Genomic DNA, 13,796 nt, shown 5'->3' with positions numbered 1-13,796 from the left:
GTGTCTCGTCCGTTCGCGGCCGGTGGCGAGTGTCGTGGTGCCTGCGAATGGTGTCCGGCGGAGCGGTCGCGTCACGAGGGTTCTGGCGTTCCCCCGTCGTTGCCGCGGGTTTCGATAGCCTTGACGGTCTTGTCGAGGGCCTGTTTCAGGACGCGTTTGCCGACGGTCCCGACCACGACTTCGAGGACCCGTCCCTTGAGATTCTTGCCCTCGCGCACGATGACGACATCCACATCGGTCATTCCGTCAGGTCGCCGTGTGAAGGTGTAGGTGTGACCCGAGTGGCCGCCCCATACGTTCGAATCGGTGGTCGTCATGACGACGCGGTCGGGGTTCGACCAGTCGTAGTGCAGGCGTTCCCAGATGCCGCGCGAGCCCTCCGTGACGTCAGCATCACGTCGGCCCCGGTCGTGCACCTCGAGGTATTCGTCGGCGCTGTTGCCGAACAGTTGGGAGCGACCCGGCCCGAAATCGGTGAGTGCCGACACGAACTGCTCCGGTGTCGAGCTCGTGGTCTCCTTGAAGTGGATGGTGGACATCTTTACTCCTTTGCTTTGGGGTGACTGCTTCAGGGGTCGCGGTTCGGGCGTCGCGTCCGCAGCAGTGGAGACCGTGGGCGGCTGGGCCCGTGTTGCTCCCGTCGGCATCGACGGGGCAGGAGCCGAGAACGATCTGAGCGAGGTCCTCCTCGGGGCATTCGCGCACGCCGTAGAACACGCCGACTCCGGCCGACAGCACCGTCCGCCGGAGGTAATTCGGACCGAATGATCGCCCTCAACGTGCGCGGTGTTCCTATTGATGAAGCATGAGCTTCGGCACATGTTGGCGCAAGGCCGCCGGAAAGGGCATCGAGTCCAGCCACGGCTCGACGATTCCGTGGTTCACACGGTTACGGGCGGCCTTTCGGGCTGGCTGCGTCGAGGAGTAGTTTCGCGGCCACTGTCGCCCCGTCGGCGCGGATCGTGCCGGCCACGGCCCTGGCTCGCGCGCGAGTCTCGGGGGCCAGTGCCGTTGTGAGCGCGGCGGAAAGGGAGTCGGAGGTCGGCGTCGGGCCGTCGTGTGCCACACCGATGCCCAGCTCGGCCACTCGGGCGGCCCAATGCGGCTGGTCCGCGATCTGGGGGACCACCACCTGAGGCGCGCCAGCGCGGGCGGCCGTCGTCGTGGTGCCCGCGCCGCCGTGGTGCACGACGGCGGCTACTCGGGCGAACAGTGCCTGTTGGTTGACCTCGCCGACGACGAAGCAGTCGTCGGCGCCGTCGATCGGGGTCAGCTCGGCCCAGCCGCGGGCGAGGACGACGCGGCGGCCGTGTGCCCGGACTGCCTCGATGGCCACCCGGGCGATGTCTTTCGGGGCGTGCGCGGCCATGCTGCCGAAGCCGACGTACACCGGTGGTTCACCCGCGTCCAGGAACGATGCCAGCCCTTCCGGGAGCGGACGGTCGTCCGGCAGGATCCACGCCCCGGTCTGCACTACGTCGAGGTCCGTCATGCCCTGCGACGGGCACAGCGTCGCGTCCGCCGCCAGCCACGGCTGGTCGGTGAAAACGTAGTCACGGACGTTGTCCACCGGCGGCAGGCCGATCGCCGCCCGATGGCTGTTGAGTGCCTCGCCGTACAACGCGTTCACCCTCTGGGCATCCTGCTCCCACAGCACCCGGATGTCGGTCTCATCCTGCGGGGACTGTGTGCCCGGCCGCCTCAGCGGAGGGCGGTGCCGCGACGGCATTCCATAGATTTGAAAGCACGCGAGCACATAGCGGATGCCCAGTTTCTCGGCCACATCTCGTGCGCCGGCCGGCATCAGACCGGTCGCCAGCAGCGCGTCACACCCCTCGGCCGCCGCGGTGAGCGTCTCGAACCGCGCGGCGACCAGTTCGGCAGCGAGCCGGAACGCATCTTCGGCAGTCGGTGGCTTCGTGCCGGCGACCACCGAGCGCACCGTCGGGCCCAGCGGCACCATCGGCACACCCACACGCGCCAGCAGCGCCGCGAAATCCTCATCCGGAGGCGCGCACACCCGCGCTTCCGCGCCGAGCCCTCGCAACGCCACCGCGAGCCCCGCCAGCGGCTCGACGTCCCCGCGCGATCCCCACGTCGTCAACAACACGCGCACTTCGCAACTCCCCATTTCCGCAGATTCTGACCTTCGGCCGGTGATTCTGCGGCACGACGGGGGTCTTGCCGCAAGCCCCCCAGTCCGCTATAAGCTGAAAGTGGAAGGGAGTGGGGTCTTCTCGCGCCGGAACTGGCGCAGCAGGTGATGTACGAACTGCCGCAGGAACGGGTGCAGCTGCTGCCGCGCACTAGCCTTTCGCCGCTACGCCCGATAGGTGTCGCGGAACGCTTCGCGCACCACGGCCGCGTCAGGCGCGCCCCGGCCTTCGATCCTCGTGACAACTTCGGACACACGCAGTAGTTCGACGGCACCAGACGCCCGGATTCCACCGCCGCCAGCGCGACGTGCGCCGCTTCGTCCGGTTGTCGGCCGCCACCAGCGCCAGGCCCCAGGTCCAGATTCGCCGAAGCGATTCGACGCGGGCGGACGGACGCAGCGCCAGCCAGATCGGCGAGAACGTGCCGCGCGTAGGACTCCGCCGCTGGATCGCCGAGCCATGCCAACGTGGTGGCCACGTAGGCATCCGACTTCGCCGGGTCGTACCGGAAATGGTGCTCCGGCCGGTCGGGGGTGCTCAGCCCGGATACCAGCCCGGCGACCCTCCGCGGCGCGTCGTATGTGCCCTTGCTGTCCCCGAGCCGAGCCAGCGCGCGGCCCTCCTGGGCAGTGGCTTGGATGAATGCCGAACTGTCTTCCGGGGCAAGGGATTGCGCGGCGCGCGACAGTTGCGCCGCTGCCACGAATACCCCGTCCGTCAGTTGCTGCCACGCCCGTGTTTCCAGGCACCACGCCGCGATCTCACGGTGCCCGGCTTCGTCCGCGAGCTTCCACGCCAGGTGCCCGCGCGCCGCCGCGGCGGCGGTTTCACCCAGGTCGACATGGCACGTGCTGGCCACGATGTAGACGGTTGTGGACGGCAGGACAGCTGTGGGGCCAAATGCATACGCCTAGCGTCGTTTTCAGCCCCGCCTCCGGGTCGACGGGAAGTCCTCGGTGGCGGGCGCCTGCCAACGACAGGAGGGGATGTGGCATGAGCGCGCTCGGCTGGATAGACCCGTCATCACCGACACCGGAATGGGACGCGGCCCGAATGCGCCGCTTGGCTCGACGGCTCGGCTACGTGTTGCTCTGGGCCGACGCGGGTTCGGTGCTCGGTCTGGTCGAACAGGCTGTCGCGTACGGGGTCGACGTGGTGCTGTTGACCTCGTCGGCGCACGTGGACGCGCAGACACTGAATCGACTGATCGCGGTCGCCGACGTCGAATGCGCCGCGCCGCGTGAGTCTTTCGCCCGCTGGTCCGCGATCGGTGGGGTTCACCGATGAGCGCGACTCAATTCGACTCGTGTTCGTGATCGCGCTGCCCTGGCGGTCATCGCCGCCATGATCTTCTGGCCCACTGACCGCGACTAACGGCCCCTTACGGAGTTCCGACCGCCGAAGTCGGATCGGATGCGTCCGGACACCGCGTAGGACGCATATGCCTCCGTCCGCCGCTGCGGTCCGCCCGAGATGCACTACTGGACAAGTGATCACGTGGAACTGACGGCGGCACGCTCTCGGCCGATGCCGCCACCAGTTCCACCTGATCGGCCGACCAACTGCGGAGAAGGAAGGTGACCGATATGTGGGAAGCTGCGAGGGGGTCGGGGAATGGATTGGGGGGCATCCCGATGCCGTGTCCCGGCCCGCTCGACTCTGTTTCGCCGCGTTCCGACGGTCCCTGGGGATTCGACGGGCACCGGCTACGAGTGGAAGTGCTCGGAGACGGGGCTATGGGCGGGTCACCTCGGTGGCGTGCAGGTTGCGCAGGGTGCCATCACCGGCCTCGTGCTGGGATGGGTAGAGCAGTTGCACGGCCACGGTCAGGGGTGTGCCGGGCTCGATGGTGTGCTTGTCATCCGGTGTAGTGATGACGACCGATCCGTCGGTGCCGTCCTTGATCACCCTGTACCACTGGGTCTGCTGGGGATTGATGCGGGTTCGTGGCGGGACGTCGAAGCGGATCTCCCACCACACCACCCGCTGCTCATGGGCGGCCAGAGTGAGTTCGTAGCTGATGACCCACCCCTTCGCGTCCTCGGGCCACGTTTGGGCCCATTGCCCGACGATCACGGGGGAGACGGTGACAGGAGGCCGATCGACCTCGGTGGTGACCGATCCGGAGTGCCGTTCGGCGGTATTGGCCCGTGACGGTGAGGTGATGAGGCTGGTGCAGGTGAGTCGGCCCTCGTACTGCGGGTCGATGGTGCCGGTCAGGTTGATGACTGCCTTGCTGCCCTTGGGCAGGTCGATCGGCATGTGTAAGCCGTCGCGGACCGAACCGGTGCCGCAGACGGCACCGTTCTCGGCCTGGCAGGTCAGTTCCAGATCGGTCAGCTCTGTCGGGACAGCGGCGTCCACCACTGCGTCGGGGGCGTCGTTGGGGCCGAGATTCTGCACGCCGATGGTGTAGGTGATCCGATGTCCCGACTGCGCTGTCTGCGGGCCGCTGATCTCCAGAGGCATTTCCGCGGGCAGGGTCACCTTGAGGTTCCTGATCCGGTGGTAGGCGGTCGCGGCGCCGGTTCCGGCCGCGAAGCCCAGCTTGAAGGTCTCGGGCACGGGTGGCTGACCGTCTGCGCCGGCGAGATCGAAGTCGTCGATCAGCAAGGTGCCGTTCGGGTTGGCTTTGTCGGCGTGGCGAACGGTGAGCCGACCGCCGATGATGGAGACCTGGATGTGCGCGCCGCGCTCCCACGACGCGTGGAATCCATTCGGCACCTGAACGCCGGTGAGCCAGGCGAACCCTTCTCGAAGATTGCCGGCTCCGCGAACCCCGACGGTGTTGGGCCGTTGTGCGCCGCCTCCGGTACCGGCCAGCGGCGTGGCGAAGTTCCCGAAGTTGTCGAAGCCGACGCCCACGAACCCGGCGGTGACTCCCGGCGCGACGATCTGCCCGGGCGAGGACTTCGTGATGGAGTAGCCGAGTGCGGCGCCGATGCCACCGGGCTGCGTCGTGTGCGCACCATCGATCACGTAGACGCTGAAGCCGTCGCCGAGTGTTGCCCCGCCCTCGCAGGCGTAGTCGAAGTCGATGGTGACGCCGAGTGCGGACGAGAACGGCTGATCGAGGAACGCCGTCCCGGCCTTGGAATTGGCGTTGGGGGTGAGCTCCAGGCTGCCGTCGTTCAGCCGCGCGCTGCCCAGCAGTTGCCAGTGCGGGTTGATCAGGGTCTCCTGGGTGAACGATTCGATGATCGGGAACTGTGCTTGCTGGATGGTGACCGGTGCATACGTCGTCATAGTCGAATCCTCTCGGGGCCGGATATGCCATGAGATGAGCGATTGCGCCATGCAGATTTGACCAGTACTCCGCAATGAAGATAGCGCCTTTGATCTAGCCAGAACTAAGATCCGCGGCCAGAAGCGCAAAAATATAATTGGGAAACTGCGACCGAGCGCGATTAACTCATCCGGCCTTTCCTGGTCTGTGCCCGCAAGCGGAATGCGGAGCCCTCGGGGGGCCTTCTACCTCGGGGATTTGCCTCTAGGCATGCTCTTGGATTTCACGCCCCGCAGCAGTCGTCCACGACGCCCGCCAGAGCCGGGACAGGCTATCGCAACCCCCGAAACAGATCAGCGCTCTCAGCGGTTTGTTTCAGAACCGCTACATAAAAGTGGCCGAGTTGAACAGTTATACAAGAAATGAAGTAGGCGTAAATCCCTACAATGTCAGATCCCAGCACCTCGAGAAATTTCATGGAGATGAAGGTCGGTCTGAGATGAGACAAGCGTTCAGCGGTCCCGCGTCGAACCATTGATGCGGGCGACGACCGCATCGAGCGCCAGGTTCATCGCAAAGTCGAATTCCGCCTGGCTGTCGAATCGAGCCAGATACGGCGCGGCCTCGACAACGGCAGGCAGTCCCGACTGTTCCAGTGTCGCCCGGCGCGCGGCGATGCCGGCGGTATCGCTGGTTCCGTAGGTGGGGCCAGCGTTCACTTCACGCAGCAGGGTGCCGATAAGGGCAGCCAACAACGTTCGCAGCAGATGGACCGCTTCCTCGGGTGGGCAACCCGCGGCGCGCAGGACCGCCAGCACCGACTGGATCGGCGCCAGGCCCTCCAGCGATGCCAATTGCCTGGTGAGCACCAGCGCCGCGGCCGCAGGGTGGAGCAGGGCGCGATCGCGGAACGCATCCGCGATGGCACGCAGATCGCTGCGGAGGTCGCCACTTTGCGACGGCAACTCGATCGAGCCCAAAAGATGCTCGGCGACTGCATCGAGCAGCCCGTCCTTGCCGTCGACGTAGTTGTACAGGCTTTTCGGATCGACACCGAGCACTCGCGCAACCCCTCGCATACCGACAGCGCCGACCCCGTCGCGGTCGATCACTTCGAGAGTCGCTTCGACGATCGCCGCACGGGTGAGCTGACCGGACCCCTTCGGAGGTCGTCCGCGGCGCGTCGAGGGAGCTTGGCTGGTCATGCGGCCATTCTGCCTCAAACCCCTTGATTAAATCCACATCGTGGGTATAGCGTGCACGTAAACCCACGCTGTGGATATTGGAGTCCGATATGCGTTTTCCCTGGGGCGCCGCCGACGTAGCCGATCTTCCGACGGTCGGCGAACGCATCGACACATTCACCGATCTCGCTCACGTCGAGGGCGGTCCGGGCGCACGCTTGCGGGCAGCTCGTGAACAGGCAGCAGCATTCCGCCGCGAGTTTCCGAGTACCGGCACGCCTGACAGCATCACCACCTGTGATCTGGTGACACTGCCGTATCCCACCCGGTTCGGCCTGTTCCGTGCCGCACGCGCCATCGCGCCGTTCCTGTCGATCACCAACCGCATGCTCGTGATCCGCTGGCACGACTCCGACGGTCGCCGCCGCACTCTGCTGTTCGAGCCCTCGGATGTCGAACTGGGCCGCTACACACCGTATTTCGACAATCTCGCCCAGCGCACCCCGGCCGTGATCGAACGGCGCATGGTCCGCGAGCACGGCACGGTCCTGGAGCATCTGTCACGTCTGGGGATCGCCCGCGAGCAGGTCGACTACCTGATGTTCGACCACCTGCACACCCAGGATCTGCGGCGTTGGATCGGCACCACCACTCATCAGGCCGACCTGAACACCAAGCCGGCGGCGATCTTCCCCAACGCCAAAGTCATCGTCCAGCGGGACGAGCTGGCGGGAATGGCCGAACTGCACCCGCTGCAGAAGCCGTGGTATCAGCCCGCCACCTACCGCGATGTGCCCGCCGAAGCGTTCCTGCCCATCGAGGGCTCGATCGTCCTCGGTCCCGGTGTCGCCGTGGTCAAGACACCAGGGCATGTGTTCGGCAACCAGAGCCTGGTGCTCAACACCGCGACCGGAATCTGGGTCAGCAGCGAGAACGTGATCGCGACCGAGGCGCTGACACCGGAACATTCTCGATTACCGGGGCTGGCCCGGTGGGCGCGGCAGTGGCAGCAGGAGATCGTGCTCAACGCCAACACGATCGAAACCACCGCCGACCAGTACAACTCGATCATCCTCGAGAAGACACTGGCCGACCGCAGCCAAGCCGACTCCCGCTTCCTGCAGTTCTTCCCCTCCAGCGAGCTCACCGGGGTATGGACCAGCCCGGGCACCCACCCCACCTTCCATCACGGCCACATCACCCACGGCTCTCAGCACTGAGGAGCGACCAACCATGTCCGCACGATTCACCCTGCCCCCCGAACACATCCTGCGCGCTCGCGAGAAACTCGTCCTCGATCACTTCCACGACGAAGTGGCCCAGGACTGGGACGCGACACTCTCGACGTTCCCGCACCCGCACTACGAGCTGATCGCGCCGATGGTCGTGCACGACGGCGACGCCGAGGTCCGCGACTACTACCGCGACACCCGCCGCGCCTTTCCCGACCAGGACCACGAGATCATCGCGATGCGCCACAGTCACGATGCGGTGATCGTCGAATTCTGGCTGCTCGGAACACATCTGGGGCCGCTGGGCAAGATACCGCCGACCGGATCGACCCACCGGACCAGGATGACGGCCTACTTCGTGTTCGACGAGCAGGAGAACCTGACGATCGAACGGATCTACTTCGACCAGCTCACCGTCCTGAAGCAACTGCTGGGCGGGCTGGACAAACGCAACCCCCGCGACCTGCTCACCCTCGCGCGCGCCCTCGCCGGAGTCGCCGCCACAGCCGGAAACGAACCAGACCCCCGCCTGCTGAGCACCACACCACCGAACCTCGGCGACTGACCGCCGCCCTCAACTCGAACGAACTCAGGAGAAGACCGTGACAATGCGCGCACTAGTCGGTGGCAAGGGCACCGACTGGATCCTCGAGGACCGCGACCTGCCCGAACAACTGGGCGCCATCCGCATCCAGGTCACGGCCGCGGGTCTCAACCGCGCGGCACCATGCGCCCGCCGCGCACCCCCGAGGGCCTGGTCTGCCATGTCCTGCTCCTGGAAACCGACACCGGCCTCGTACTGGTGGACAGTGGACTCGGCCTGCGCGACGCGGCCGATCCGGGCCCCCGGTTCGGGCCGGGCCGCTACTACGTGCGGCCGCGGTTCGACGAGAACGAAGCCGCCATCCGGCAGATCGAACGCCTCGGCTTCGACCCGCGTGATGTCCGCGATATCGTGCTCACCCACTTCGACGCCGACCACACCGGCGGGCTCGCGGACTTCCCCTGGGCCAGAGTTCACCTCAGCGCTGGTGAAGCAGACGCGGCACTGCACCCGCGAGGTTTCGTCGAAAAGGGCCGATACCTACCCACCCAACGTGACCACCACCCGACGCTGGTTCGCCACCTCCCCGGCTACGGCGAGCCGTGGAACGGCTTCCCCGCCACCAATGAGCTCACCGACATCGCACCCGGCCTCCTGATGATCGGTCTGGCCGGCCACAGTCGCGGCCACGCCGCCGTCGCCATCGATACCGGCAAACGATGGATCCTGCACGCCGGCGACGCGTTCTACCACCACGGACAGATCGATGGCACCGGCCGCGCGCCCCGAGCCCTGACCATCATGGAACGCTTCATCGCCAACGACATGTCTCAGGTCCGGGCCAACCACGAACGGCTCACCGAACTATGGACCACACACGCTCCCGACCTGCTCCTGGTCAACGCGCACGATCCCGTTCTTCTCCGCCGCGCCCAACAGACGCTGGACTGAGCAGGAAGTAGCGGCCGCCACCGACACAACATGCACAGCGGTTCTTTCGTATGCTCATTGTTAGCGAGTCGGGGAGGGTCGTCAGTGTTGATGGTCCCAGCGATGGAGAAAGGTCCGCGCCTATGGACAGTCGCGAGGTTGCCGACATGGCGCGGGACTGGTCGGCAGCCCTGGTCGATTGCGGTGGCGTGCCGACGCCGCTGCCGCACGACATCCGCCAGTTGACGACAAGGTGGATCATCGAGCTGGAAGCTGCCTTGTCGGCCGAGTCGTTCGACCCGGCGTCCGCATGCCGAGTCGGGGTCGAGATGGTCCAGTCGAACCTGACGGTCCCCGCCATGATGACCCCGACCGCGGCGGTGCTGGCCGGTTTGCTGGAGCGATCACCGCGGCCGGATCGAGCACAGCGGTTCGGCGCGCTCCTGGGAGAGCTGGGCCGCGGCTACACCACCGAGCTGTTGAACGTCCATGCCCGCAGCCAAGAGGCTGCCGACCATCGCTTCCGCGTGGTGTTCGACAACGCCGCGGTGGCCATCGCGCTCTACGACAGCGACGGCATCACGCTCGAGGCCAATCCCACAACGGCGCGGATGATCGGGATGAACCGGGAGGACCTGCCGGGGGTGTCCGGTCTGGACTTCATGCACCCCGACGACCGCGAGAAGCTCCGTCAGGAGGTCATCGGTTTGCTGAGGCGCAGACACGGCACCGCGCACTTCGAAGGCCGCTTCTGTCGCCCCGACGGCAGCGTCTGCTGGGGTGCGTGGACGATGACGCTGGTGCACGGCGCGAGCGGACGTGACGTGCGCGTGCTCGCCGTCGGGGAGGACATCACCGAACGGCGGGCTATACAGCAGAAACTGTGGTGGCAGGCCCGTCACGACCCGTTGACGGGTCTGCCGAATCGGCATTGCCTGCTCGAGCAGTTGGAGGCCATTGTCGCGGCGGCCCGCCCCGCCGATCAAATCGGTTTGTGCTTCCTCGATCTCGATGCGTTCAAGCTGATCAACGACCGCTACGGCCACCGCGCGGGGGACAGCGTACTGACCGAGGTCGGCCGCAGGCTCGACGCGAACCTGACCTCGCCGACGGTCACGCTGGCCCGCATCGGCGGAGACGAGTTCGTCGCGCTGCTCGCACCGCCCTGCGATGACGACACGGCCCACGCTGCCGCCGAAACCATGCTTGCGACGCTGCGAGATCCGGTTCCAGTCGGTCCCAGCGATCTGCTGTCGATGTCGGCCAGCATCGGCGCTGTCGTCACCCCGGTCGCCGGCGCGAATGCCGAAAAGCTGTTGGACGACGCCGATGTCGGCCTATACCGCGCCAAGGCCGCCGGCCGCGGCACCTGGGTCCTGCACCGCACCGACAACGGCCCCGCAACCAGGCAATAGGCCCACGGTCCGACGCAAGGTGACTGCGGAGCCGATTTCCGTCTTCGTAGGCTCCGTCAGCGGCTGCGCCAGAACCGCCATCGCGGTTCGCGCGGCGTCCACTGCCACCCGGAGTTGCTGTCGTATCGGCGCTCGTGAACGACGTCGTAGCGCGCGCCGCAGTCGACGCATTTGCAGTCGTAATGCGGCCACTCGCCCGCGACCGGCGCACTACAGCTGCGGCCGGAATAGGCGCGCTGGCAGCGGCGAGCAAATTCGGCACCGCTAGCCGTCCCGGTGGCCGCGTATGGCTCAGAGGTACGCTGAATCTGCGACAGGTTTGCTGGCGGATTTCTGGGCACAATCCGCGCACTCGCACCGGTGGCGGGGCAGTGCCCGGCTGCGTACTTGCCGGCATGAGCATTGCTGGGAAATTCGCGCGCCGACGATAGCGCCAACTCTCGAGTCGGGTGGTCACGGGACGGCACAATGGATGACAAGTCAGTGGGTGGCATGGACGCCACTTGGGGGCCAGCGCAGGTGTTCGGACGCTATCGGCTTCTGTCGCTGCTGGGTCAGGGCGGCATGGGCCAGGTGTGGCGGGCGCATGATTCGCTGACCAACCGCGAGGTGGCGCTCAAGCTGTTGCCCGAGCGCTTCGCCGATGACGAGCAGCTGCGCGAGCGGTTCCGCCGGGAGTGCCGGGCGGTGGCGCAGTTGACCGAGCCGCATGTGATCCCCATCCACGACTTCGGCGACATCGACGGTCGGCTCTATCTGAATATGCGCTTGATCGAGGGCACCGACCTGCGCAAGGTGATCACGCGAGAAGGCGCCTTGTCGCCGCAGCGGGCAGTGGCGATCATCGCGCAGGTGGCCGGCGCGCTGCAGGCGGCCCACGACGCCGGGCTGGTCCACCGTGATGTCAAACCCACCAACATCCTGCTAGGGGCCGATGAGTTCGCCTCGCTGATCGACTTCGGGATCGCCCACGCCGCCGACGACCGTACGCTGACCGCGACCGGCGAGACCATCGGCACCGTCGCCTACCTGGCGCCGGAGGAGATCGGCGCGGAGGTCAAGGCCGATGCCCGAGTGGACGTGTACGCGTTGACGTGCGTGCTGTATGAGTGCCTGACCGGCCAGCCGCCGTTTGCGAGCGCATTGGGGATGCAGGGTGTGATCGCCCATCATCTGCACACCCCGCCGCCGCGTCCGAGCACGACTACACCCGATGTACCGACCGCGTTCGATGCGGTCATCGCCAAAGGAATGGCCAAAGATCCCGACCATCGTTACCAGACCGTGCGCGAACTGGCCGCGGCGGCCCGCGCCGCGGTGGGCGATTCCGCGGTCAGCACCACCGGGGGCGTGGCCGCACGCCTTGGGCGGCGAATCAGATTCTCGCCCAAGACGGCCGGGCTGCTCGCCGCCGCGGTCGCGGTCGCAGTGGTGGCCGCCGTAGCTGTCGTCATCGGTGTCCAACGGGAATCAGGTGGCGGTGGCAACTCGCCCCCACCTATTGCCGGGGCCTACTCGCCACAGACTCCTCTGCCGTTCACCGGCGTAACCCTACCCACCGGTGTGGCGGTCGACACGGCAGGCAACGTATACGTCACCGACATGGGTAGCGATCGGGTGATGAAATTGGCGGCCGGCGCGTCGGCGCCGACCCCGCTGCCGTTCACCGGCCTGAAGAATCCCCAGGATGTGGCGGTCGACACCGCGGGCAACATATACGTCAGCGACACGAGTAACGATCGGGTGATGAAATTGGCGGCGGGCGCGTCGGTGCCGGCTCCGCTGCCGTTCACCGGCCTGAAGGCTCCCCATGGTGTGGCGGTCGACAGGGCGGGAGACGTATACGTCGCCGACCGGGGTAATGATCGGGTGATGAAATTGGCGGCGGGCGCGTCGGCGCCGACGACGCTGCCGTTGACGGGGCTCCAAGGTCCCGATGGTGTGGCGGTCGACACGGCGGGCAACGTATACGTCACCGAATTGGGTACCGAGCACGTGACGAGGTTGGCGGCGGGCGCGTCGGCGCCGACCCCGCTGCCGTTCACCGGCCTGAAGGATCCCCAGGGTTTGGCGGTCGACGCGGCCGGAGACGTATACGTCGTCGATTGGGGTAACAAATGGGTGGTGATGTTGGCGGCGGGCGCGTCGACGCCGACCCCGCTGCCGTTCACCGGCCTGAAGAATCCCCAGGGTGTGGCGGTCGATACGGCGGGAGACATATACGTCACCGACCTGGGCCCCGATCCGGTGGTGAAACTCCCGGTCGGCTGAATTGTGTGAGCGTTCGGAATCCGGGGTGGCAGTGGACGATGGCGCGGCCAGTGGCAGGCGGCTCAGCTGAAATGGTCACGCTCCACGGAATGCGCATGAAGCAGAAGGTCGGGTGTCGAAAACCCTTGTCCAGCCGGTACTTCTTCGGCGGGCGCAGAGGGGTTCGAACCCCGACCGCTGGTGTGTAAACCAGCACAGCCGAAAATGGTTGTGTGAGCCCGTGGCCACTGTGGATGCATTCATAAATCCATGCAGGCCAGCGTAATTCGGCGAGTCGGGTAGCCGACACTCAACGACACGAAACGACAGGCTGAAACATGCGCCTGCTCCACGTTTTGCTCCACGCTGCCGCTGGTCTGCTCCATGTCCGTCATGGTGGAGATGGGTCGGGTTGGGATGAGTTGGGAGAGTCGGTGTCTGTGAGGAGATGGGTCGGGTGGGGAGTAGCAGTCGGGTTGCGATAGTTGGCTGCAGCAAGTGATTATCGGGTGGCGACGTCAGTTCGTTCGGTGTGCATGGTTCATGCCGTATCGCTTTGGCGCGCTTGTCGCGTGAGGTCGGTACCAGTGCCGGCCTCTGCGATAGGTCGTCCGTGTCGTGAGCCAGCAAGCTGATTCGGACGCAGCGCACGATTCGACTCTTCGACGCCAGTCACGGCTGGAGAACCGGCGGATGCTGTACGTAACGCCGTGGTTTCGATCAGAATCGAGCGATGCTTGGGTGGGTGAGCGCTGTTGGCGCGCAGGCACGTACGAAGTCGATCGCGCTGCGGGCGCGGATGAGCAGGACCGACAGGGCGGCGCTAGGTCGCCGTGCTGGGCGGATCGGATTATTTGCT

General features: G+C 66.3%; 12 protein-coding genes. 6 read left to right on the top strand and 6 right to left on the bottom strand.

Going from position 1 to position 13,796, the window contains the following annotated elements; translation table 11 throughout:
- Positions 1–71: 71 nt before the first annotated feature.
- The 3 genes from ACHQ4I_RS32170 to ACHQ4I_RS32160 form a co-directional block, all read right to left on the bottom strand.
- Positions 72–539: a hypothetical protein gene (locus ACHQ4I_RS32170; RefSeq protein ID WP_420775639.1), complete on the bottom strand. Its 468-nt coding sequence runs from the start codon at positions 537–539 to the stop codon at positions 72–74.
- Positions 540–889: 350 nt separating this feature from the next.
- Complete coding sequence (locus ACHQ4I_RS32165; RefSeq protein ID WP_420775638.1) at positions 890–2,116, bottom strand: glycosyltransferase; 1,227 nt, start codon at positions 2,114–2,116, stop codon at positions 890–892.
- Positions 2,101–3,015: a hypothetical protein gene (locus tag ACHQ4I_RS32160; RefSeq protein WP_420775637.1), complete on the bottom strand. Its 915-nt coding sequence runs from the start codon at positions 3,013–3,015 to the stop codon at positions 2,101–2,103. Before ACHQ4I_RS32160 ends, ACHQ4I_RS32165 begins: the two co-directional genes overlap by 16 nt.
- A 134-nt stretch (positions 3,016–3,149) precedes the next feature.
- Between ACHQ4I_RS32160 and ACHQ4I_RS32155 the strand changes: the two genes are divergently transcribed.
- The gene (locus ACHQ4I_RS32155) at positions 3,150–3,443 is read left to right on the top strand and encodes a hypothetical protein (RefSeq protein ID WP_420775636.1); all 294 of its coding nucleotides are present in this window, start codon (positions 3,150–3,152) and stop codon (positions 3,441–3,443) included.
- A gap of 447 nt (positions 3,444–3,890) precedes the next feature.
- Here the strand turns inward: ACHQ4I_RS32155 and ACHQ4I_RS32150 are convergent, their stop codons facing one another.
- Complete coding sequence (locus ACHQ4I_RS32150; RefSeq protein WP_420775635.1) at positions 3,891–5,402, bottom strand: hypothetical protein; 1,512 nt, start codon at positions 5,400–5,402, stop codon at positions 3,891–3,893.
- Between the two features lie 492 nt (positions 5,403–5,894).
- Positions 5,895–6,587 carry a TetR/AcrR family transcriptional regulator gene (locus tag ACHQ4I_RS32145; protein WP_420775634.1) on the bottom strand — a complete coding sequence of 231 codons (693 nt, stop codon included), beginning with the start codon at positions 6,585–6,587 and terminating at the stop codon, positions 5,895–5,897.
- Positions 6,588–6,676: 89 nt separating this feature from the next.
- Here ACHQ4I_RS32145 and ACHQ4I_RS32140 point away from each other — a divergent pair, with 89 nt between their 5' ends.
- From ACHQ4I_RS32140 to ACHQ4I_RS32120, 5 genes are all read left to right on the top strand, one after another.
- A complete protein-coding gene (locus ACHQ4I_RS32140) occupies positions 6,677–7,786 on the top strand; it encodes an MBL fold metallo-hydrolase (RefSeq protein ID WP_420775633.1) in 1,110 nt (369 codons plus the stop codon).
- A 13-nt stretch (positions 7,787–7,799) separates the two neighbouring features.
- A complete protein-coding gene (locus ACHQ4I_RS32135; RefSeq protein ID WP_420775632.1) occupies positions 7,800–8,363 on the top strand; it encodes an ester cyclase in 564 nt (187 codons plus the stop codon).
- A gap of 162 nt (positions 8,364–8,525) precedes the next feature.
- On the top strand, positions 8,526–9,293 hold the full coding sequence (locus tag ACHQ4I_RS32130) for an MBL fold metallo-hydrolase (protein WP_420775631.1): 768 nt from the start codon (positions 8,526–8,528) through the stop codon (positions 9,291–9,293).
- Between the two features lie 122 nt (positions 9,294–9,415).
- Positions 9,416–10,687 (top strand): diguanylate cyclase domain-containing protein, encoded by a 1,272-nt coding sequence (locus ACHQ4I_RS32125; protein WP_420775630.1) that lies wholly within the window; start codon positions 9,416–9,418, stop codon positions 10,685–10,687.
- Positions 10,688–11,155: 468 nt separating this feature from the next.
- The gene (locus ACHQ4I_RS32120; protein ID WP_420775629.1) at positions 11,156–12,958 is read left to right on the top strand and encodes a serine/threonine-protein kinase PknD; all 1,803 of its coding nucleotides are present in this window, start codon (positions 11,156–11,158) and stop codon (positions 12,956–12,958) included.
- Between the two features lie 239 nt (positions 12,959–13,197).
- Here the strand turns inward: ACHQ4I_RS32120 and ACHQ4I_RS32115 are convergent, their stop codons facing one another.
- On the bottom strand, positions 13,198–13,323 hold the full coding sequence (locus tag ACHQ4I_RS32115; protein ID WP_420775628.1) for a hypothetical protein: 126 nt from the start codon (positions 13,321–13,323) through the stop codon (positions 13,198–13,200).
- Positions 13,324–13,796 lie beyond the last annotated feature (473 nt).

The organism is Nocardia nepalensis (assembly GCF_048910785.1).
Taxonomy (GTDB): domain Bacteria; phylum Actinomycetota; class Actinomycetes; order Mycobacteriales; family Mycobacteriaceae; genus Nocardia; species Nocardia nepalensis.
This window is presented reverse-complemented; position numbering and strand designations above follow the sequence as displayed.

Coding starts and splice junctions, on each gene's coding strand:
- ACHQ4I_RS32170 (WP_420775639.1), bottom strand. CDS start 539: ATGTCCACCATCCACTTCAAGGAGACCACGAGCTCGACACCGGAGCAG.
- ACHQ4I_RS32155 (WP_420775636.1), top strand. CDS start 3,150: ATGAGCGCGCTCGGCTGGATAGACCCGTCATCACCGACACCGGAATGG.
- ACHQ4I_RS32150 (WP_420775635.1), bottom strand. CDS start 5,402: ATGACGACGTATGCACCGGTCACCATCCAGCAAGCACAGTTCCCGATC.
- ACHQ4I_RS32145 (WP_420775634.1), bottom strand. CDS start 6,587: ATGACCAGCCAAGCTCCCTCGACGCGCCGCGGACGACCTCCGAAGGGG.
- ACHQ4I_RS32140 (WP_420775633.1), top strand. CDS start 6,677: ATGCGTTTTCCCTGGGGCGCCGCCGACGTAGCCGATCTTCCGACGGTC.
- ACHQ4I_RS32135 (WP_420775632.1), top strand. CDS start 7,800: ATGTCCGCACGATTCACCCTGCCCCCCGAACACATCCTGCGCGCTCGC.
- ACHQ4I_RS32130 (WP_420775631.1), top strand. CDS start 8,526: ATGCGCCCGCCGCGCACCCCCGAGGGCCTGGTCTGCCATGTCCTGCTC.
- ACHQ4I_RS32125 (WP_420775630.1), top strand. CDS start 9,416: ATGGACAGTCGCGAGGTTGCCGACATGGCGCGGGACTGGTCGGCAGCC.
- ACHQ4I_RS32120 (WP_420775629.1), top strand. CDS start 11,156: ATGGATGACAAGTCAGTGGGTGGCATGGACGCCACTTGGGGGCCAGCG.
- ACHQ4I_RS32115 (WP_420775628.1), bottom strand. CDS start 13,323: ATGGAGCAGACCAGCGGCAGCGTGGAGCAAAACGTGGAGCAGGCGCAT.